Here is a 19,690-nt window from a genome sequence, read left to right as displayed (position 1 = left end):
ATACACATGCATCGCTTCCTTTCCAAGAACCGAGACGAGCTGATCGCAAGGTGCAAATTGAAGGTAGGCCAGCGTCGTTCACGTGCAGCAACGCCGACGCAGCTGGACAACGGGGTGCCGATGTTCTTGGATCAACTCACGCGAACGCTTGCCGCGGAGTACGTCGACGACGCGGCCGAGAGCTCTGCTATTTCGGGGCCCTCCGGAGGCGATGCGCTCGCACTTTCAGAAATAGGCCTGAGCGCAACGGCGCACGGCAAAGAGCTGCTGAATATCGGCTACACCGTCGACCAGGTAGTGCATGACTACGGCGATCTCTGCCAAGCCATCACAGACTTGGCGTTCGAGCGCGACGCGCCGTTCTCCGTGGAGGAGTTCCGCACGTTGAACCGTTGCCTGGACAACGCCATAGCAGACGCCGTCACCGAATTCAGCTTTCAGCGTGACGCCCTTTTGTCGGTGCAGCAGATTGCGCTTGAAAAGCAACGGTTGGGCTTTTTGGTGCACGAGCTGCGCAACTCGCTCGGTACGGCCACGCTCGCCGTGCGGGCGCTGGAGTTGGGCAACATGCCCATCGGCGGCGCCACTGGCGCCATCCTGAAGCGCAGCCTTTCGACGCTCGGCTTGTTGATCAGCAGGGCTACCGCGGAAGTGCGGGGCGAGGGGATGGACCAGCGCCAGACGTTCTCGGTCGCCACCTTCATTGCCGATGTCGAGCTTGCGGCCCGGCTCGACCCAGGCATGAAAGACGCAGTGTTTGAAGTGCGTGCTGTCGACCCCTCGCTGGCGGTTCACGCCAACCGCGACCTTCTTCACGCTGCGTTGGCCAACCTGCTGCAAAACGCATTCAAGTTCACCCGTGAAAACTCGCTGGTGACCCTGAAGGCGCACGCCTTGGGCGAACATGTGCTCATCGACGTGGAAGACCACTGCGGCGGCTTGGCGCCCGGCAGCGCGGCAAAAATGTTCGTGCCCTTCCGGCCCAACGAAGACAGTCGCGCGGGCTTAGGCCTTGGGCTGTCGATTGCACGCCAGAGCATCGAGGCCGATCAGGGAACCCTGACAGTGCGCAACGTGCCGGACTCGGGCTGTGTGTTCACCATCAGCTTGCCTAGGCAGGCGCTTGCATAGACGCGCGTTGGCTCAACAGTGCTGCTCAAGGCCGTAGCACTGTAAGCGTCTACTGGGACTTTTAACTCCGCACAAGTCAGCGAGGCACCTCGGCGGTATATGGAATGATCCAAAGTAAGCGGCCAGCTATTACATCTTGACGAACCGGTATCTTGAGGTGCGACGGCTGGACGATGTCGTGCTGTTGTAGCAACATCGCGCCTATGCCGAAGTTTCGATGGTCATGTCTCGCTTGCGGAGAGACCAATTCGAGTGAGATTGAGTTTTGCGCTGCTTGCCAGTGCTCTGCCCGACCGACGTCTGCACAGGTCACCGCGAACCGAACTAGACATGTTGCGCGAGGTGGTCAACTTCTGGGGGAGGCGGCGGTCAGCGCTTCAGGAGATCTCTCTGCTGTTGAGGTACTCGTCAAGCCGCTGATCTTCTTCCTCTTTGGTTGGTGGCCGGGCAAACGGCCTTAGCCTCAGCTTGGCACCCAGCGATGCGGAAGTAGTTCGTCGATGCGGCTGTTCAGCTGCGTTGGCATGCGCGTGAGCACCTCTTTGAGGTAAGCCCACGGGTCATGTCCGTGCAGCTTGGCCGACTGCACGAGGCTCATCACGATCGCAGCGCGTCGGCCCGCCAGCTCGCTGCCCGCGAACAGCCAGGCCTTTCGTCCCATCGCCCAGGGCCGCACAAGATTCTCGATGCTGTTGTTGTCTATGCTCACCTCGCCGTCGAGCAGATGGTGAGTGAGCGTTGCCCAGTGGTTGAGGCTGTAATCGATCGCCTTGGCCGTGGCACTCCCATCGGGCACGCGACCTCGCTCCAGCCCAAGCCACACATGCAGCCCCTCCCACAGCGGCCGCGTGCCGTTGCGCCTTCCTGCCAGCCGTTCCTCTGCTGTCATCGACGCCAGCTCCCGCTCGACCCTGTAAATCCTGGCGATGTGCTGCAGGGCCTCGGTCGCGACGGCGCTCTTGCCGCCGTCGCGCAGCAACTCATCGAACTTGCGCCGCGCATGCGCAAGGCATCCGGCCGCGAGGCGATCGGGCGCCGCGCTCATCACGCTGTCGTAGGCCTTGTATTCGTCACGCACAAGCGTGCCACACCAACTTCGCCCGCCATCTTCCGCTGCGCCGAGGAACACGATGGGGAACCGCGCGCCTCGCCCGATGCAGAAGTCGTAGATCACACCGGGTACCGCGTCGAAGGCGCCGCGGGCATAGGCCCAGACGTAGGCACGCCGGGTCTTGCCCGCGCCCGGGTCGAGCATCGCTACCGGCGTCTCGTCGGCATGCAACACGCGCGCAGACAGCACGAAGCGCTTATGGGCTTCGTAGAGCGGCTCCAGAGCCGCGCCGGCCTGACCGGACCAGCTCGCCAGCGTCGAGCGTGGCGTGTGCACATTGGAGCGCGCATTGATCGCTTCTTGCCGGTAGTAAGGCAGGTGGTCGACGAAGCGACTGATCAACGTGTGCGCTACGAGTCCGGCCGCAGGCATGCCACCATCAATGACCTGCGGCAGAGCACCTTCCTGCACCAGGCACTGGCAGCAACGGCACGCCCACTTGCCGTAGATGTGGCGGTGCACGAAGAACTCCGCGGGCACGATGTCCAGGCGCTCGCTGATGTCCTCGCCCACGCGCGTCATCAGCTTGCCGCACTCCACGTTCGGGCAGTTCGTGTTGTCGGGCTCGTGGTGGTGCTCTACGCGGCGCAGGTGATCGGGGAGCGGCCGACGACGTGGCTTACGTTGGTTGTCGCTGGCCCCGGGCGGTGGCGCCGGCTCGCCCCTGGCTTGCTCCAGTTGCGCTTGCAGGCTGGCCTCGTCCTCGGCCAGCGTCTCCTCGAAGAGGCGACGCTGCTCGGCGCTCATCGCCTCGGTCTTTGCGCCGAACTTCCAGGCTTTCAGCCGTGCGAGCTGGAAGGTGATCTTCTCGATCTTGGCATCCCTGAACCTGATCTCGCTGTCCTGCTGGCGCAGGCGCTGAAGCATCTGCTGTGCGAGCGCTGCGACAGCCTCGGGACCCAGACCTTGCAGGTCTTCGTCCTTCAGATCGTGCAACGCTTGCATGCATGAATCATGCAGATTCCAGCGGCCTGTCGCCACTCGGGGATGCGCTGTCAACGCACCCGCCGCAGGCTCATCGTCAGAGCCGTGTGATTGTGCTCATCTCGGGCAGGCGCTGCCATGGCAGTCCGACCACGAGGGCGTCGAACTGCGCTTGCGTCAACGCGATTGGTGGATGCTTTACCGTACCGACCTCTGCATCGATCTCGCGCGGCCACACGAAACGTCCGACGTTCAACCTTCTCGCAGCACACCATACGCCGAAGCCGTCGTGCACGATCATCTTGATGCGTGTCGCTCGTGCATTGGCAAACATGTAGCCGTGATGGGCGTTCGCGCTGCCCAGGGCATGAACCACATGCGCGAGCAGGCGCTCGGCGCCAGCGCGCATGTCCACGGGCTTCGTGCACAGCCACAGCGCGTCGATGCGAATCATCGCAACACCTCGCGCAGCCACGCTGCGCAGTCGGCGGCGGCCGAGACCGGCCAGGTCACGCTCACACCGAGCGCACCGCGCTTGAATTCAAGGCGGATCGCATCGGCAGCGACAGGAGCAACCGCTGGCGCCGGCGCTGAGGGCGGTGCTGAAGGCGGCGGTGATGGCGGGGGCAACGACAGCGCGATGAACTGGGGCGCCGACTCGGCAAGCGTCGTCGATGTTGCCGATGAGGCTGGACTCGCCCCGCGTCCGCGGCGCCATTGATGCACCAGGTTGTCGTTCAACTTGAACGACAGCGCGACTGCGGCAACAGATGCTCCCGGCTCTGCGCAGGCAGCAAGGACTTGCGCCTTGAACTCTGCGCTGTGACGGCGCCGTTGCTTCGGGTTGACGTCCATTGATGCTGTCCAGCTAACTTAGATGGACAGCATCGTCTCCGGCTTGGCCTCAGTTCTCAAGGTGGGGTGGCTGGCCGCTTACGATCCAAATTCCCGCTGCGACACCCATTGGCGGTTGTTGGCCGGCCACTGAAGCCTAGCCTACGAGTCGTAGCTTTCACACGGCAGATTTGGCATGACTGCTCACGGACAAGAAACCTGCCCTCAGAGGCCTCGAAAGCTCCCTGCGTTGTGGGTCGTCCCGCCGGAAACCCCTCAAAACTTCTGCGAACGCAGCGGAACAGCCTCGTTGACTGGCATCCCTATTCAACGCGGCAATTCGCCTGAGCGCGAATCCCGATTGACCTCGACGATTCCGCCGACACCCGGCCCATCGGGAAAGAAGAAGGCGTAGCGGTTGCGCCCCGCGGCCTTGGCGTTGTAGAGCGCCGCGTCAGCCCGCGCCAGCAGTTCAGCCGCGCTGATGGCCGTATCGCGCGCGCGCTGGTAAGCAATGCCGATGCTGGTCGAGACTTCGATACGCGCGCCCTCGACCATGAAGGGTGGTGCGTTGATCTGCTCGACGATCTTTGCCGCCACAGTGGCGATAGCGTCGGGTGAACCGATGTCTTCCATCACGAGCACGAACTCGTCGCCGGCCAGCCGCGCCACCATGTCGGTGCCGCGCACGTTGGCCTGTAGCCGGCGCGCGTATTCGACCAGCACGGCGTCGCCATGTGCGTGGCCGAGCGTGTCGTTGATCGCCTTGAAGCGGTCGACGTCAAGGAACATCAGCGCGATCGACGCGCCGTCCTGGCGCGCCCGCGCGACTGCGGCCGGCAGGTACTCGTTGAAGGCCAGGCGATTGGGCAGGCCAGTGAGCGTGTCGATGCGCGCGAGCTCGAACAGTTGCCGCTCCACCACCTTGAGCCGCGTGATGTCCAGGGCGAGCGAGAAGATGCCGTGCGTGACGCCGTCGGCACGTGTGTCGGGCACGTAGATCACCTGCGTGACGCGGTCGTGGCCCGGGCTCTGCGTGCTGGTCTCAAATTCGACGCGCTCGCCGGCCAGAGCGCGCGCGAGCATGGGCTTGCGCTGATCGTACACCTCGGTGCCGGCCACATCCCTGAAATGGCGACCCAGTATCTTGGAGGGCGTCTGACCGAACCAATCGCCGCTGGCCGCGTTGATAAAGGTGATGTTCTCGCTGCGGTCGATGTACGTGATCAGCGCCGGCATGTTGTCGGAGATGGAGCGCAACCTCAACTCGCTCTCGGCCAAGCGCAGCTCCGTCTCCATCCGAGTCGTGATGTTGAAGCTCATCAGATAGAAGCCCAGCACCTCTCCCTGCACATTGCGGTCAGGCACGATGTTGACTTGGAAATGGCCCTGCTTGTCGCGCAAAGGCGCGCGGACCGGGAAGTGCACCGGCTTGCCGGCCATCACCTCGGGCAGGTGCGGGGCGATCTGCTCGTAAACCGAGTCGCCTAGTGACGAGCGCAGGGTCACACCTATCATCGGTCCGTCGCCCAGCTGTGCCATCTGACGCGCGCGGCTGTTGCCGTAGTGGCAGTTCAGTTCGCGGTCGAAATAGCCCACCAGCGCCGGCATGTTGTCGGTCACGTCGCGCAGGCGCCGCTCCTGCTGCGCCAGCGCGCGTCGCATGTTCACTTCCTCTGTGACGTCGAAGGTCATCGCGAACACCCCGCGCACCACTCCCTGGGCGTCGATGTCGGGGATGTAGTGCGCCTTGAAGATGCGATCGCCGTGACCGCGTGCCGCATCGCCGGCCTTCTCGACGATGCAGGTCTCGCCGGCCAGCGCACGGCGGTAATAGGGCTCGACCAGCGCGAAATCGGCCGCGCCTCGCGCATCGGGCATTGACTTGCCGACGAGGGCGTCGCCCTGCAGGACGCCGCGGACGTGCGCATTGGTGAACGTGTAGTGCAGCGACGCGTCGACGTGCGAGACCAACGCCGGGATGTTGTCGGCGATGGTGCGCACCTGCGCCTCACTGTGCGCGAGACTCTGCTCGACGCGCCGTCGTTCGGTGATGAGCTGGTCGAAGGTCCGTGACAAGTCGCCTATCTCGTCGTTGGCGTAACTGCGCGGGCGCGCGGGGCCTTCGAGCCCGGCCGGTCGACTCTGCGCAAAGCGCATGTGCTCGTGGAGTTCGCCCAGCGGATTGAGTTGACGCCGCACGACAACCAGCGCGAGCGCGCCGGCCGCGAGGCCAAGGATCAGCGCGCCAATCCAGGTGCCGCGTTCGATCGCCTTGATGCTCGCGAAGGCCTCGTCCTGCGGGTACATCGCGCCGACCACCCAGTCGGTCTGGCGGATGTGCTTAAACGCAAAAAGAGCAGGCCGGCCGGTCTCATCAATGCCATAGGTCGAACCCTCGAAGCCGGTGCTCACAAGCCGCGTCTCAGCCCTGTCGCTGCCGTACTCTCCAACGTTGTGAAGAATGCGCGCGGTCAACGGGTGGTCGACCACAGTGCCGTCCGTGGTGGCGATGAACAGGTAGCCGCTGTGGCCGAACTTCACGTCGGCCAGTGAGCCCAGGATATTGCGATCCTGCAGGTTCACAGCGCCTGACATCACAAACCTGACTTGCCCGGTGCTGTCGAACAGCGGCTCGGTAATTGCCACCTGTGCGAGGCCATTGATGCGATTGCGATAGGGCTGGGACACAACACCGACTTTGGTGGCGATGGTGCGCAGGAAATAGTCGCGGTCCTTGAGGTTGACCGCGCCGATTTGCTGCGAGCCGTTGAGGTTGGCGACCAAGTTGCCGTTGAGGTCTATCACCGCAACGTTGTCGAATGCCTGCTTGAGCGGCGGATGCTTTTCCAGGAACGGCTGGATCTGCGTGGCGTCCTTGAAGCCCTGCGTCTCGATGCTGTCGCCGAAGGTCTGCAGCAGCGTGCGGCGGCTGGCAAACTTTTCGTCGATCGCTTCAGCGATGTTGGTGACGCTGGCCATTTCCTCGGCACTGATCGAGGCCTGCATGCGGTTCTTCACTAGCTGCAGAGCGACTGTCGCGATAGTTAGCGTCGCGGCCATCACCACCGCGGCCACACCGAGGCTCATGCGAGCCTTGAGCCCATAGCGGCGCTGTCGAGTGGTGGCCTCGACGGATGGGTGATCAGGCAAAGGTGTGATGTGTGGCAACAGTGAAAGATCCATTGTGGAACAGCATCCGGTTGGAACACTGCCGAAACACGAACGACGCAGCCCAGCGAATCGATTAATGCACAACGCAGCGCCTCGACCGTCGCTGCCGTACGTCTACTCTGAGCAAAATCTCCGATTTCCGTCGTGCTATCAGTCGATCGGAGGTTGGGTAGTGCCAAATTCCGGCGCGAATTTTTAAATTTTTAGTACCTCTTGGACAGCGGGTCCAGGCTGCAAGCGGAACTGCCAGTTGGTCAATACGTGATGGCTTGTCGCTTAACCGTCCAGCGCAAGGTGTATGGGGCGCTGAATGAGAATTTCACGGCTGGTCCTGGAGCGCGAATCTGATGTGCTGTTTTGTGCGTATTCCCAAGTGCGTCGCCAAATCCGCCTTGCTGCAAAATCATGCTCCCCTTGACCTTCCTTCTTCGGCTTAACCATTCGACCCTCCCTGCAATCGTCGATTGCGGAGAAGACATACGGTTCGTTTCAATCCTCAAGGCGACTGGTCTGATTGAGGCCAAGATCGCGCCGGCACGCGGTGCAACGGGGAGCTATATGCGCGCTCCTGAGGCCGTCGTCATGTGCATAACCGAAGAGGGCTACGCTGAAATCGCCAGAATTCATTTTGAGGCGGCGCGAGCGTCTATCGCAGCGTCATCCTTCGTTTCGGGTTGATGGCTCGGGCGCGACCAGGCAAAGTCGGCTTGAAGGATCAGTCCCGATGTTTTTGGTTCAGCGCGCAGGGCGAGGCTCTATGGGAAACCGTCTGGGCTCGCTCGACTCCGCCAGTATTGCTGGGCCACATCGTTGACTGCAAGGCCAACAAGCACTTGCTTCGCGAAGCGCCGAGGTACGTTACGGGTAGGTAATCTCATGCGGGTGAAATGGCAGCCCGGCCTCCCTATCCCGCAGCCTGACCCGTACAAAATCACCGCTCATGCCCGTGATGATTCCTGGTTGTCCATCGATTTTGACCGCGCGGCCCCGTCGTGCTGGCACGCCAAACTTTTCGCGAATCGCACTCAGGTTGTCAGTTTTTTTCATGTTGTCCAATTTTTATGGCTCGGGAACAGCTGAACCTTTGAGTCCAGGTCTCCCGCAACTCTTTCTTAATAATTGAATCCAAAGTACTACTATTCGTGACTACCCGGAGTCAGACAAGCACCTGTTGCGATGTGATTCAAATTGTCCGAGCTGGAGCCACTTCTCCATGAACCGCCGGCAATGACTCGTACGTGCTTCTTGATGTCTGCGGGTACACGTCGTCAACTCGGAAGCCAGCGATACGCAAACGAGTAAGTCGAGGCACCTTGTGGCTCCGGAGGTGCTCAGCGCGAGCGTGCGAAGTAGTGCTTGAACTCACCCAAGCGGTCGGCCCAGCCTATGGCTGCGCAGCCCACCGCCGCGGTGGCTCTTTCAGCGGCGCCGTCTGTTCGCGCCTCCCGGTACAGTAGACCCCCGATTTCCCCCAAGGCTACCCAGTCCTCAGAGGGCCGATTGCGTGCCACGTTCATCCACGCGGCCAAGTTGGCAATCGCATCGTCAAGACGTTCGCTGCTAGCCTGGATGTCGAGCAGCTCTGCTCTCTGTTGGAAGAGCTGGATGGTGGTGAATCATCCGTGGACTGTGCGCTATGGCGATGGCAGATGCAATGCGCAAACTTCGTCTCGCAGTCCAGGATGGGCTTCTTCGATGCTGCTCGTAGCGCAACCGATCTAGGTCGTGATGCCTTGCAGCCAAGAGCGGCATTCGGAATGTTAGAGCCACCCTTTGGACCACATGCTTTCCAGGTCCGTATCGCGTGTGTGGGGACGCGTGTACGAGCCTGCAATCCACGCGTTGCACAGAGCACGAAGCACGGCGATCACATCCCAGTCCCGTGGCCGATGCTGAGTGATCAGCGTTTTGTAGAGCAAACAATCCGCAAGGCGGACTTCCGCCGAGCCAGTGACGTACCCGTCTTGATCTCGTGAAACAAAATAAGAAATGTCCCACACGTCCAGCGACTTTTGGTGGGCGGCATTCGGCTTGTAAATCACTTCATTTAAGCATCGGCAGCTAGGACAGGCGGCATTGACCCGTGATGCGCGGGTCGACCGACTTTACGCGTCCGTTAGTGGCGATGTGCTCGCGAAGCAGGGTCGCCTTGACCGCTTTGGGCGAGGCCTAGCTGTCGGTGGCGTGAGTAGGGTTGGACCTTCGCGCGTGCTTTCATGGGGTTATTTGTATGCCGAGCAAGCGCAACTATCTATAGACCTACTATCAACTCGCGCGACGACCGTGTGTGTAGGACATCGGCTATCCGCCGTGGAATTTGGCCAACGGATTCCACGGACCCATCGAACGATGAGCTCGTTGACGCTCGCCGAATCGCGTTCCGCTAGAGCATCTGAGCATTGGTAATGCTGAGACCTCGGCGTTGATCAACTCGTGCGACGTCATACCCTTTCTTCGCGTGCAAAATAGTTTTGGCGCGCGGGAGTTGGGAGGAATGGATTCGTTCTCACCAAGTCGCCGAAGAACTCCAACGCAGAAGATTGGCGTACATCGGTTGGGTTGTCGCGTGACCAAATTTAGCTGAGCGTCGTGTTCAGAAAAATTCAAGGCTTACTCAGATGACCTCTCAACACGGGATCCGCTATGCCACCAGCCCCTTGCTCGCGAGCAAGACGCCGGTGTGGCGCAGCAAGTTCATCGTTGCCGGCATCGCGCTGGGCTTCGTCATGCTGGCGGGCCGGGCCGCGTACGTGCAGGTGCTCAACAACAGCTTCTTCCAGCGCCAGGGCGAAGTGCGCTTTGCGCGCACGCTGGAGCTGCCGGCCAACCGCGGCCGCATCCTGGACCGCAACGGCCTGATCCTCGCGTCCAGCGTGGTGGCACCCAGCATCTGGGCCATTCCCGAAGACATCGAGCGCGACGACCCCGAGGTGCGCGCCAAGCTCAAGCAGGTGGCCAAGCTGCTCGAGATGCCGCAAAAAGACTTCGACAAGAAGCTCGAGGACGAGGACAAGACCTTCGTGTGGGTCAAGCGCCAGGTCGACGAGCCCATTGCCAAGCAGATTGCCGCGCTGGGCATCAAGGGCATCTACCAGCGCCGCGAATACAAGCGCCAGTACCCCGAAGGCGAGGCCGCCGCGCACGTGGTGGGCTTCACCAATGTGGAAGACAGCGGGCAGGAAGGCATCGAGCTCGCATTCAACAAGGACCTGGCCGGCAAGGCCGGGTCGCGCCGCGTCATCAAGGACCGCCTGGGCCGCGTGGTCGAGGGCGTGGGCGACACCGTGCCGCCGCTGGACGGCAAGGACATTCAGCTCAGCGTGGACAGCAAGGTGCAGTTCTTCGCCTACCAGAAGCTGCGCGACGCCGTGACGGCCCGCAAGGCCAAGGCCGGCAGCGTGGTGGTGCTCGACAGCATGACCGGCGAAGTGCTGGCGCTGGCCAACTACCCGAGCTACGTGCCCGACAAGCGCCAGAACCTCACCGGCGAGCAGTTGCGCAACCGCGCGCTCACCGACACCTTCGAGCCCGGCTCCACCATGAAGCCCATCACCGTGGCCATGGCGCTGGAAGCCGGCCGCGTGAAGCCCTCCACGCTGATCGACACCAGCCCCGGCCGCCTTCAAATGGGTGGCTTCACCATCAGTGACACGCATAACAACGGAACGTTGACGGTCGAGGGTGTCATCCAGAAGTCGAGCAACATCGGGGCGTTGAGGGTTGCGCAGCGCATGACCCCTAACGAAATGTGGGACACCTTCGCAGCCATGGGCTACGGACAGAAGCCATCCATCGAATTTCCCGGCGCCGTCACCGGCCGGCTGCGCCCCTGGAAGACCTGGAAGCCGGTCGAGCAGGCCACCATGGCCTACGGCTACGGCCTGTCGGCGTCGCTGTTCCAGATGGCGCGCTCGTACACGACATTCGCACATGAGGGTGAAATCATCCCCGTGACCATGCTTAGGTCAGATGCAAGAGCCACCGGTGTGCGTGTGTTCTCACCGGAGAATGCACGGGCGGTTCGCAAGATGCTTCAGATGGCCGCAGGTCCTGGAGGAACTGGGCCTTTGGCACAGACGGCTGGCTACTCGGCCGGAGGAAAGTCTGGTACGGCGCACAAGCAGGTCGGCCGCGGCTACGCCAGCAACAAATACAGGGCTTGGTTCACCGGGCTCGCCCCGGTCGAAAACCCTCGCATCATCGTTGCCGTCATGATTGATGAACCAAGCGATGGCAAGTACTTCGGTGGGATTGCCGCAGCTCCTGTGTTCAGCGAAGTCGTCCAGCAGACTCTTCGGCTGATGAACGTCGTGCCTGACCTGCCGGTCAAGGCGTTGATCCTGACCAACGGTGTTGCCGAAAATCTATGAAAGTTCGGCGCAATCTACAGCCGAACCAATACCAGCACCGAGCCACTGCCGAGAGGCAGGCTGGGTGAGCTGAGCGAATTCAGAAATCCGTGTAGGAGTTTTGCGGAACGATACCGCTGCAACCTTCGTCGTGAATGCGGTTCGCTAGGAGCACGCGCTGGGTTTCAAACGCTAAACCAAGACGAATGAACTCCTTCGAGCGGGGCTGCACGTGCGCGACGCAGTTGCCAACGGCGTCCGTGCGCGCGAACATTCGCGGAGACACTTGTCGTTCGCGCAGTGAAAAAAGATCGGGCTGCTCTGGGCCCAAGACATCGGGGTGTGCGAGATGGCTCGCCGTATCGGACGCAGCCCGTCACCGGTCTCAAGCGAGCTGAGACGTAACGCTGCAATTCGTGGCGGAAAGCTCGAATATCGGGCTTTGGTTGCGCAGTGGAAGGCGCAACTGGCCAGAAGACCCAAGCCGGCGAGGCTGTTGACTAACTCGCAGCCGCGTGCGTACGTCCAAGACCGCTTGGGCAAGATGCGTCAGAGGTTGGTGGAATCCAGCAGGTAGTTGAAAGGGCGAATGGAAGCATACGAGCATGACGCACATCTAGCTTTTCTGTACCTGTATTGTGATCAGCGCTGATGAAGTGTTCCCGAAATGATCGAACATTCGTGAAGCGCTCTACCTATGCAAGAGCCACGCCAGCAGTTCCGTTGCCCGCACCGCAATCAAATGCGGCAGATCTGGCCATTGCGCGAGCACGACGAGCATAGCAACCACAATAAAGACTACATGGACTGCCCCGCGGATTTGCGCCAATACACGCTTCTGACGCCGCACCCGCGCCTCGAGTTCTTGGAAAAGGCCGAGTACGCCCTCGGAGATTTCTGACGGCTGATCAGCAAGCTTCTTGCGACGCAGTTCGATCTCCCCAGCAATGGCGTCGATCGAACTCTGCTGATTGGCGACGAGTTGTCTGATCACCCACATGAAAATTCCGACGCCCAACAAGACCGGCAGATTTGTGCTCCAGCTGTTCCCTTTAATAGCGGCGCCCGCTGCCAGCAAAGCAGCCGGCAGGGCTAGCAGTTGATTCTGAATATCTGAGAAAGTCTTGTTCAGGCGAAGAGTGTCTTCTCGATTCTGTTTATCGACCTCAGACCGCAATTTCTCAAACGAGAAACCCTGCGTGTACAACGTGTAAGAACTGCGCACGCGGTCAGCAAAATCGATGAACGAAAAAAGAAGTTCGGCGAACCGGACACTCGGCTTGTTCTTGAATACCTCGAGAAGCGCTGCGCGCACAATATTGCGCTTCTGGTCTTTGTGGTGATCGTCCTCGAAATATTGCTTCGCGAAGTCCTTCAGCCTGGGAAGCAACTGTAGGTCGGCGGCGACATAGTCGGCAGTAAGCCAGAGCTTTGAGTCGAATGCCTTTATGAATAGCAGGTGGGATCCGCCGTCCCTCTCGTGATCGGCGAAGCTTGCCATGCACTTCCAGAGTTGAACCGCATCAAGATAGTACTGAACCACTGGCGGTACCTCTTGTGCCCGCCCATGGGTATATCCCAGCTCTCTGACCGTGAAGAGCGAAGGAACGTTGCGTTTGCGGGGTCCATCGACCAACTCTTGAAAGGTCTGATAAACCGACCCGTTCTTCGGCTTGAACTCGATCCTTCGAGTCGCGCCGTCCACCATCGCCTCAAGCGCTGGGGGTATCGTCTGCGTGATCGCGTTGAAACTCCATTCGTCCGGAAGCCTGCCCTCCCAGTTTGGCCCGACATTCTGAAGTCCCTGCAGCCGCTCCAGCAGCCACACGGCCCAGTCATGCGGGTTCGTCGGCAGGTTGTCCATTTTCCTTTAGAGTTTGCTTCAAGCTTTCAGGGGGGTTCAAGAGCACAACGGCGTCCAACTGTTCATCGTACCGGACACGCTCTTCGCGCACATCCTCGACGTCGAATGCAACCTGCACTGTGCCGAATCGCGCCTTGACGCGATGCAGCCTTTGGAACGTAGGTCGATGGGGTTTGAACCTGTCATCGATGTGGTAGCCCCCGTCTGCGGCCTTAACCCTGATGTGATCAACGAAATTCTGCGGGTCGTTGGGGTGGACCGCGGCCGCAACCGTGATCAAAGGAACCTCGACCAAATTGACCGAGAGGCAATCGTAAAGCCGCTGACGCATGGCGATCCGCTCGACTTGTTTTCCTCCTATGTCGAGATCTGCCCTTGCATTAACAAATTCATCGGCCGCCCGCAGGACAGCTTCGGTGTGGTGCTTGGAATCAGTGAAGCCAGTGCACGCCAGAGCCTTGCGAAAGTACTCGCTGACGTCATTTGCACTAGACCGACCTTTGATGAACGTTAGATAGGGCTGCTGCCCGCCTAGCCACCGAGTGACATTGATACGTGCCGCCTCGTGCAGATGATCAAGATCGATGTTGAGCGTTTTCGTCAGGCTCAGGGTGGCGGCATCAATTCCGGCTCCGGCTTTCAATTTCAGCATCACCACCAGCAACATATCGTACTCGTCTATCGAGTATCGGAGGAAGAGCGCATACCCGCCTGTCGAAAGGAAAGACTCTTGCATCTGGGCCTTCAGAATGCCCAACACGTCGTGCGTGAAAGGAATGAATTTAGTTTGGCCCTCGACGTAGGACTTCAGGTGCAAAGGAAAGCGGTGCTCTACGGGATCTTGCCCCAGCGTGCCATTGCTGTTGGCGTGGCGGGTGTACAGATCGATGAGCGCCTGGCACAGGTTAGCCAGCACTTCGTCCTTCGGTAAACACTCCTGCCGGGCGTTGAGCGTGACACTGTCCTCATCCTTCGTCTGGGCTGCTTTGTTGATCTGGTGAATGGTGGCGTCGGTTATCTGAATGGGCATAGCTGGCCAGTCTCGACCTCGATAGGAGTTGGGCAAAAATCATCCTCCTCCTACCCGCAGCGGGTGCCATTCATGCCGGGGTGCACCGCGCGTGCTCTAGAAGAGCAGATGGAAATGTGACAACAGTAACAGAAGCGAGCTCGATCGCCGCCCCACACTTCCCCCGAGGCGGAGAAAATACATCCGCGCTAATTTCGTGAATGCTCGCGGAGTAGATTGATCGATTTTGGATGCCCGCTCCGTCGCGGACTGCATGCGCGCATTCGCTCGATCACCGGGGCAGCCACTTCATTCGACCGACCCGTCCACTTATCTCAAATGGGCGCCTCAAGCTTCGACGATTTGCTTTCCAAAAACAAAGCCGCTGCTCGGACGAGCGGTGGCTCTATGTGGGTTTTTATGTGGGACTAAAACAAAAAATCGGCTTAAGCTGTTGATTTTTATAGAGAATCGGCGGAGAGTGTGAGATTCGAACTCACGGACGCTTTCACGTCGGCAGTTTTCAAGACTGCTGGTTTAAACCACTCACCCAACTCTCCGGAACCGCCGATTTTATGCCGACGGCGCTGCCCTACTCTTCATCGGGCAGGAACATCGTCTGCAGATCGCTCAAAAAGTCCAGCCCGCGCTCGGTCGGCCACACGCGAAACAGGTCGCGCGCCAGCAGCCCCTTGCGTTCCGCCTCTTCCATTCCGCGCTGGATGGCGGTCATCGCCAAGCCGGTGCGTTCGCTGAACTGGGGCAGCGTGAAGCCCTGCTTCAGCCGCAGCGCGTTCAGCATGAACTCGAACGGCAGGTCGGCCAGCGACACCTCGTCGCTCTGCGACACCGCGGCGCCCGCGCGGGCGTTGTCCATGTACAGGCGCGGCTCGCGGTAACGCACCTGCCGCACGATGCGGTGCGCAAAGCTCAGCTTGCTGTGCGCGCCGGCACCAATGCCCAGGTAATCGCCAAACTGCCAGTAGTTCAGGTTGTGCTGGCACACGTGGCCGTCGCGCGCATAGGCCGACACCTCGTAGCGCGACATGCCCTGCACGCCGGTGCGCTCGGTGATGCGGTCGAGCATGGCGTAGGCAATGTCGTCCTCCGGCAGCGTGGGCGGAAACTTGGCGAACCACGTGTTGGGCTCGATGGTCAGGTGGTAGATCGACAGGTGCGGCGGCGCCAACGCCAGGGCCTGGGTCAGGTCGGCGTCGAGGTCTTCCATGCGCTGGCCCGGCAGCGCGTACATCAGGTCGAGGTTGAAGGTGTCGAACGCGTGCGCGGCCTCCTCCAGCGCGGCAATGGCCTGCGCGCCGTCGTGCACGCGGCCCAGGGCCTTCAGGTGCTCGTCGTTGAAGCTCTGCACACCCACCGACAGCCGGGTGACGCCGGCGGCGCGGTAGGCGCGAAAGCGGTTGCGCTCGAAGGTGCCGGGGTTGGCCTCCAGGGTGATCTCGCAGTCGGGCGCAAGCTTCAGGCGCGCGCGCACGTCGCCCAGCAGCCGGTCGATGGCCTGCGGCGAGAACAGGCTGGGCGTGCCCCCGCCGATGAACACGGTGTGCACGGTGCGGCCCCAGATGAGCGGCAGCGCGGCGTCCAGGTCGGCAATGAGCGCATCGATGTAGGCCTGCTCGGGCACGCCGTTAATGTCGGCCGCGCTGGTGGCGCGCCATTCGTGCGAGTTGAAGTCGCAGTACGGGCACTTGCGCAGGCACCACGGCAGGTGGATGTACAGCGACAGCGACGGCAGCGCCGACAGTTGCAGCGGCCCGGGCCGCATCCAGTGCAGCACGTCGTTGGCCTGCACGGCATTGGCTTGGCCCGTGGGCTGCGCCGGCTGAATGGGGAAGACGGTGGCCATTACAGCCAGCGCTCGCGCATCAGCGCCAGCATGGCCTGCGCGGCGCGGCCGCGGTGGCTGTTGGCGTTTTTCACTTCGCTCGGCAGCTGGGCAAAAGTCTTGCCGAAGCTGGGCAGGTACATGACGGGGTCGAAGCCAAAGCCGTTGTCGCCGATGGGCGCGCCGGCAATTTCGCCGACCACGCGGCCCACGGCAATGAGCGGCTCGGGGTCGTCGTGGCTGCGCAGCGCCACCAGCGTGCTGACCAGCGCGGCGCGGCGGTTGACCACGCCGCTCAGTTGTTCGAGCAGCGCGCGCACGTTGTTGGCGTCGCCCTTGTCGTAGCCGAACTGGGTGGCGTAGTAGGCGGTGTCCACGCCCGGCAGGCCGCCGAAGGCATCGACGCACAGGCCTGCGTCGTCGGCCATGGCGGGCAGGCCGGTGGCGGCGCTGGCGTGGCGCGCCTTGGTGAGCGCGTTTTCCACGAAGGTGCGAAAGGGTTCTTCAGCCTCGCCCACGCCCAGCGCCGACTGCGGCACCAGCGTGACGGACAGCTCGGCAAATAGCTGCTGGAGTTCGGCGAGCTTGCCCGCGTTGTTGGAGGCCAGAACCAGTTTCATAAACAATCAAAAAGTGGCTGTAACGCACGCCGGGCGCGCGCCATTGGCTGTGGGTCAGTTCGAGGCCAAGGCCTGCTGCTGCAGGACGACGAGTTCGCCGATGCCCTTCTCGGCCAGGCCGAGCAGGAGGTTCATTTCTTCGCGCGTGAAAGCCGCGCCTTCGGCAGTGCCCTGCACTTCGACGAAATGGCCGGCGCCGGTCATGACGACGTTCATGTCGGTGTCGCAAGACGAGTCTTCGGTGTATTCGAGGTCGAGCAGCGGCGTGCCCTTGACGATGCCCACTGAAATGGCGGCCACGTGGCCCTTGATGGGCGAAGCCTTCAGGGTGCCGGCGGCCAGCAGCTTGTTGACGGCGTCCTGCGCGGCCACAAAGGCGCCGGTGATGGCCGCGGTGCGCGTGCCGCCGTCGGCCTGCAGCACGTCGCAGTCGAGGTGGATGGTGCGCTCGCCCAGGGCGCGCAGGTCGAAAACGGCGCGCATCGAGCGGCCGATGAGGCGCTGAATTTCCTGCGTGCGGCCGGTCTGCTTGCCCTTGGCGGCTTCGCGGCTGCTGCGGGTGTGGGTGGCGCGCGGCAGCATGCCGTATTCGGCGGTGACCCAGCCTTCGCCGCTGCCCTTCTTGTGCGGTGGCACTTTTTCTTCGACCGACGCGGTGCACAGCACGCGCGTGTCGCCAAACTCGATGAGCACCGAGCCTTCGGCGTGGATGGTGAAGCCGCGGGTGATGCGCACCGCGCGCAGCTGGTCGGCGGCACGGCCGCCGCTTCGTGTGAAAGCAGTCATTGTTTTCTTGAAAACCGGAAAGAGAAAAAGGGAACGGGCGGCGCGCTCAGCTCTTGCGTGCGGCCGAGCGGCGAATGGCTTCGTTGATCTCGGCGATCGAGCGCTCGATGGCGTCTTCGTCGAGGTCGTCGGTCTCGTTGTCGGAGGGCATGCCGGCCTGGATGGTGGAGGCGAACACGCCGTCTTCGATGGTTTCGGTGGACACGCCGCTGCGGTCGTCGCTGGTGGCGCTGTCGGGCATTTCCCATTCGAGCGCAATGAGCGTGACGTTGTCGCTGTGGGCGCCGCCCTTGCGCAGCGCCATTTCGGCAAGGTCAGGTGCGGCGTCGGACACGGGCTTGCCGGAGGACAGGGTGTGCACGATGAGCTCGTCGTCCAGCACGCCCCACACGCCGTCGGAGCACAGCATGATGCGGTCCCCGCGCTGCAGCGCCATGGGCGGTGCGACGTCGAACAGCGGCGTGGTCGGCGAGCCGAGGCAGGTCAGCAGCAGGTTGCGGTTGACGGGCGCGTCGGAGGCATTGGGCTTGGGGCGCTCGGCATGCGAATGGTCGCGCGTGCGCACCAGCAGGCGGCCGTCGCGCACGACGTACAGGCGCGAGTCGCCACAGTGCATCCAGGTGGCGGTGGAGTTCTGCAGCACGGCCGCAACCACGGTGGTGCGCGGGGTGTCGAGCATGGCCTTGTGGCTGGCGTACCGCATGATTTGCTGATGCGCGGCCATGGCCGATTCGGCCAGGAAAGACTTGACGTCCTTCACGGTGGGGCGTGCCTCGCGCTGGTAGAGCGCGGCAATGGTCTGCAGCGCCAGCTGCGCCGCCACCTCGCCTTCGGGGTGGCCGCCCATGCCGTCGGCCAGCACGAACAGGCCCGACTCCCGCGTGTAGCAATAGCCCATGCGGTCTTCGTTCTTGACGCGACCGCCCTTGCGACTGACCTGGAAGACGGAGAATTTCATGATGTCATGCGGGGCGCGTGGTGGGCGCGGCAGCCTTGGGCAGGCTCTTCTTGTCGAAGGAGCGGATGTTGTCGATCGACAGGCGCACTTTCTCGCCCACCGTGAGCTTGGTGTAGCGGCGCTCGCCTTCGCGGCTGAGCTCTTTCTGCAGCGCAAAGACCGATTGCGGGCGCGACAGCGGGTCGAGCGACATGCACCACTCGACCACCTCGATGAGGTTGTCGGAGTACACGCCGCGCAGGCGCGACAGCGACAGGCTGAGCCGGTCTTTCTCGATGCGCCGCGGCGCGTCGTTGGGCGGATAGCCCTGCATGCAGGCGTAGATGCAGGCGCCAATGGCGTAGATGTCGGTCCACGGGCCCATGGACGAGTCGCGCCGGTACATCTCGGGGGCCGCGAAGCCGGGGGTGTACATAGGGCGGATGAAGATGCCTTCCTTGCTGAGCACTTCGCGCGCGGCGCCAAAGTCGATCAGCACGGCGCGGTCGTCGTCGGTGACGAAGATGTTGGCCGGCTTGATGTCCAGGTGCAGCATCTTGTACTGGTGCACGATGCGCAGGCCGCGCAGGATTTCGTCGAACAGCGAGCGAATGGTCGACTCGCGGAACACCTTCTGCTTTTTCAGGTCGCGCGCCGTGACCACAAAGTCCTGCAGGGTCGCGCCCTCCAGGTAGTTCATGACCATGTAGACGGTCTCGTTCTCACGAAAGAAATTGAGCACGCTGACCACCGAGGCATGCGAGATCTGCGCGAGCGAGCGGCCTTCTTCGAAGAAGCTCTTCAGGCCGAGCCGGTAGAGCGACAGTTTCTCGGGCGGCACCTGCGGCGCAAGCTCGCCGGGGCCGCGCGTGGCCAGCGACGAGGGCAGGTATTCCTTGATGGCAACCTGCTGGCCGTTGGAGTCGATGGCGAGGTAGACCACGCCGAAACCGCCGGCGGAAAGTCGGCGAATGACGCGATAACCGCCAATGGCCGTATCGGGCTGCAGGGGCGTAGGCTTGACCTTTGACATAATCCGGGAGTTTCGCCCGAAGGCGATGGTGCGGCAAGCGAACGCCGTGCCGACGCCTCAGTGCATGCAAGCAAA

General features: G+C 62.0%; 14 protein-coding genes, 1 tRNA gene and 1 pseudogene. 3 read left to right on the top strand and 13 right to left on the bottom strand.

All coding sequences use genetic code 11. The annotated features are described in order from the left end of the window. Nucleotides 1–6 precede the first annotated feature (6 nt). Nucleotides 7–1,131 carry a sensor histidine kinase gene (locus VLK31_RS29880; protein ID WP_409172103.1) on the top strand — a complete coding sequence of 375 codons (1,125 nt, stop codon included), beginning with the start codon at nucleotides 7–9 and terminating at the stop codon, nucleotides 1,129–1,131. Between the two features lie 463 nt (nucleotides 1,132–1,594). Here the strand turns inward: VLK31_RS29880 and tnpC are convergent, their stop codons facing one another. From tnpC to VLK31_RS29855, 5 genes are all read right to left on the bottom strand, one after another. After that, on the bottom strand, nucleotides 1,595–3,187 hold the full coding sequence (tnpC, locus tag VLK31_RS29875; protein WP_409172102.1) for an IS66 family transposase: 1,593 nt from the start codon (nucleotides 3,185–3,187) through the stop codon (nucleotides 1,595–1,597). A gap of 76 nt (nucleotides 3,188–3,263) precedes the next feature. Continuing rightward, nucleotides 3,264–3,620, bottom strand: a complete 357-nt coding sequence (tnpB, locus tag VLK31_RS29870) for an IS66 family insertion sequence element accessory protein TnpB (RefSeq protein WP_409172101.1) — start codon at nucleotides 3,618–3,620, stop codon at nucleotides 3,264–3,266. Further along, nucleotides 3,617–4,021 carry an IS66-like element accessory protein TnpA gene (gene tnpA / locus VLK31_RS29865; protein WP_409172100.1) on the bottom strand — a complete coding sequence of 135 codons (405 nt, stop codon included), beginning with the start codon at nucleotides 4,019–4,021 and terminating at the stop codon, nucleotides 3,617–3,619. The genes tnpB and tnpA overlap by 4 nt, the downstream gene beginning before the upstream one ends. Before the next feature lie 306 nt (nucleotides 4,022–4,327). Then, nucleotides 4,328–7,186 (bottom strand): PAS domain-containing protein, encoded by a 2,859-nt coding sequence (locus VLK31_RS29860; protein WP_409172099.1) that lies wholly within the window; start codon nucleotides 7,184–7,186, stop codon nucleotides 4,328–4,330. Nucleotides 7,187–8,032: 846 nt separating this feature from the next. Then, nucleotides 8,033–8,221, bottom strand: coding sequence for a hypothetical protein (locus tag VLK31_RS29855; RefSeq protein ID WP_409172098.1), 189 nt, complete (start codon nucleotides 8,219–8,221; stop codon nucleotides 8,033–8,035). A gap of 1,571 nt (nucleotides 8,222–9,792) precedes the next feature. Here VLK31_RS29855 and VLK31_RS29850 point away from each other — a divergent pair. Together VLK31_RS29850 and VLK31_RS29845 are read left to right on the top strand one after the other, a co-directional pair. Then, nucleotides 9,793–11,544, top strand: a complete 1,752-nt coding sequence (locus VLK31_RS29850; protein ID WP_409172097.1) for a peptidoglycan D,D-transpeptidase FtsI family protein — start codon at nucleotides 9,793–9,795, stop codon at nucleotides 11,542–11,544. A 253-nt stretch (nucleotides 11,545–11,797) separates the two neighbouring features. Then, nucleotides 11,798–12,061, top strand: a pseudogene (locus tag VLK31_RS29845) (helix-turn-helix domain-containing protein); the annotation flags it as partial. A 153-nt stretch (nucleotides 12,062–12,214) separates the two neighbouring features. Here VLK31_RS29845 and VLK31_RS29840 read toward each other — a convergent pair. The 8 genes from VLK31_RS29840 to VLK31_RS29805 all read right to left on the bottom strand — a co-directional run bounded on the left by VLK31_RS29840 (nucleotide 12,215) and on the right by VLK31_RS29805 (nucleotide 19,615). Then, the gene (locus VLK31_RS29840) at nucleotides 12,215–13,387 is read right to left on the bottom strand and encodes a hypothetical protein (RefSeq protein WP_409172096.1); all 1,173 of its coding nucleotides are present in this window, start codon (nucleotides 13,385–13,387) and stop codon (nucleotides 12,215–12,217) included. After that, the gene (locus tag VLK31_RS29835; RefSeq protein WP_409172095.1) at nucleotides 13,359–14,417 is read right to left on the bottom strand and encodes a nucleoid-associated protein; all 1,059 of its coding nucleotides are present in this window, start codon (nucleotides 14,415–14,417) and stop codon (nucleotides 13,359–13,361) included. The genes VLK31_RS29840 and VLK31_RS29835 overlap by 29 nt, the downstream gene beginning before the upstream one ends. Nucleotides 14,418–14,871: 454 nt before the next feature. Beyond that, nucleotides 14,872–14,956: transfer RNA gene (locus tag VLK31_RS29830), tRNA-Ser, on the bottom strand. 32 nt (nucleotides 14,957–14,988) lie between these two features. Continuing rightward, a complete protein-coding gene (hemW, locus tag VLK31_RS29825) occupies nucleotides 14,989–16,260 on the bottom strand; it encodes a radical SAM family heme chaperone HemW (RefSeq protein WP_409172094.1) in 1,272 nt (423 codons plus the stop codon). Beyond that, on the bottom strand, nucleotides 16,260–16,859 hold the full coding sequence (locus tag VLK31_RS29820) for a non-canonical purine NTP pyrophosphatase (protein WP_409172093.1): 600 nt from the start codon (nucleotides 16,857–16,859) through the stop codon (nucleotides 16,260–16,262). Before VLK31_RS29820 ends, hemW begins: the two co-directional genes overlap by 1 nt. Before the next feature lie 54 nt (nucleotides 16,860–16,913). Next, nucleotides 16,914–17,645: a ribonuclease PH gene (gene rph, locus VLK31_RS29815; RefSeq protein WP_409172092.1), complete on the bottom strand. Its 732-nt coding sequence runs from the start codon at nucleotides 17,643–17,645 to the stop codon at nucleotides 16,914–16,916. Between the two features lie 46 nt (nucleotides 17,646–17,691). Further along, nucleotides 17,692–18,603 carry a PP2C family protein-serine/threonine phosphatase gene (locus VLK31_RS29810; protein ID WP_409172091.1) on the bottom strand — a complete coding sequence of 304 codons (912 nt, stop codon included), beginning with the start codon at nucleotides 18,601–18,603 and terminating at the stop codon, nucleotides 17,692–17,694. A gap of 4 nt (nucleotides 18,604–18,607) precedes the next feature. Continuing rightward, nucleotides 18,608–19,615, bottom strand: coding sequence for a serine/threonine protein kinase (locus VLK31_RS29805; protein WP_409172090.1), 1,008 nt, complete (start codon nucleotides 19,613–19,615; stop codon nucleotides 18,608–18,610). Nucleotides 19,616–19,690: the final 75 nt, after the last annotated feature.

This window comes from Variovorax sp. H27-G14 (genome assembly GCF_046156345.1).
GTDB lineage: Bacteria > Pseudomonadota > Gammaproteobacteria > Burkholderiales > Burkholderiaceae_C > Variovorax.
This window is presented reverse-complemented; position numbering and strand designations above follow the sequence as displayed.

Excerpts from the sequence above, each read along its gene's own strand:
- VLK31_RS29880 (WP_409172103.1), top strand. The coding sequence starts at position 7 with ATGCATCGCTTCCTTTCCAAGAACCGAGACGAGCTGATCGCAAGGTGC.
- tnpC (WP_409172102.1), bottom strand. The coding sequence starts at position 3,187 with ATGCAAGCGTTGCACGATCTGAAGGACGAAGACCTGCAAGGTCTGGGT.
- tnpB (WP_409172101.1), bottom strand. The coding sequence starts at position 3,620 with ATGATTCGCATCGACGCGCTGTGGCTGTGCACGAAGCCCGTGGACATG.
- tnpA (WP_409172100.1), bottom strand. The coding sequence starts at position 4,021 with ATGGACGTCAACCCGAAGCAACGGCGCCGTCACAGCGCAGAGTTCAAG.
- VLK31_RS29860 (WP_409172099.1), bottom strand. The coding sequence starts at position 7,186 with ATGGATCTTTCACTGTTGCCACACATCACACCTTTGCCTGATCACCCA.
- VLK31_RS29855 (WP_409172098.1), bottom strand. The coding sequence starts at position 8,221 with ATGAAAAAAACTGACAACCTGAGTGCGATTCGCGAAAAGTTTGGCGTG.
- VLK31_RS29850 (WP_409172097.1), top strand. The coding sequence starts at position 9,793 with ATGACCTCTCAACACGGGATCCGCTATGCCACCAGCCCCTTGCTCGCG.
- VLK31_RS29840 (WP_409172096.1), bottom strand. The coding sequence starts at position 13,387 with ATGGACAACCTGCCGACGAACCCGCATGACTGGGCCGTGTGGCTGCTG.
- VLK31_RS29835 (WP_409172095.1), bottom strand. The coding sequence starts at position 14,417 with ATGCCCATTCAGATAACCGACGCCACCATTCACCAGATCAACAAAGCA.
- hemW (WP_409172094.1), bottom strand. The coding sequence starts at position 16,260 with ATGGCCACCGTCTTCCCCATTCAGCCGGCGCAGCCCACGGGCCAAGCC.
- VLK31_RS29820 (WP_409172093.1), bottom strand. The coding sequence starts at position 16,859 with ATGAAACTGGTTCTGGCCTCCAACAACGCGGGCAAGCTCGCCGAACTC.
- rph (WP_409172092.1), bottom strand. The coding sequence starts at position 17,645 with ATGACTGCTTTCACACGAAGCGGCGGCCGTGCCGCCGACCAGCTGCGC.
- VLK31_RS29810 (WP_409172091.1), bottom strand. The coding sequence starts at position 18,603 with ATGAAATTCTCCGTCTTCCAGGTCAGTCGCAAGGGCGGTCGCGTCAAG.
- VLK31_RS29805 (WP_409172090.1), bottom strand. The coding sequence starts at position 19,615 with ATGTCAAAGGTCAAGCCTACGCCCCTGCAGCCCGATACGGCCATTGGC.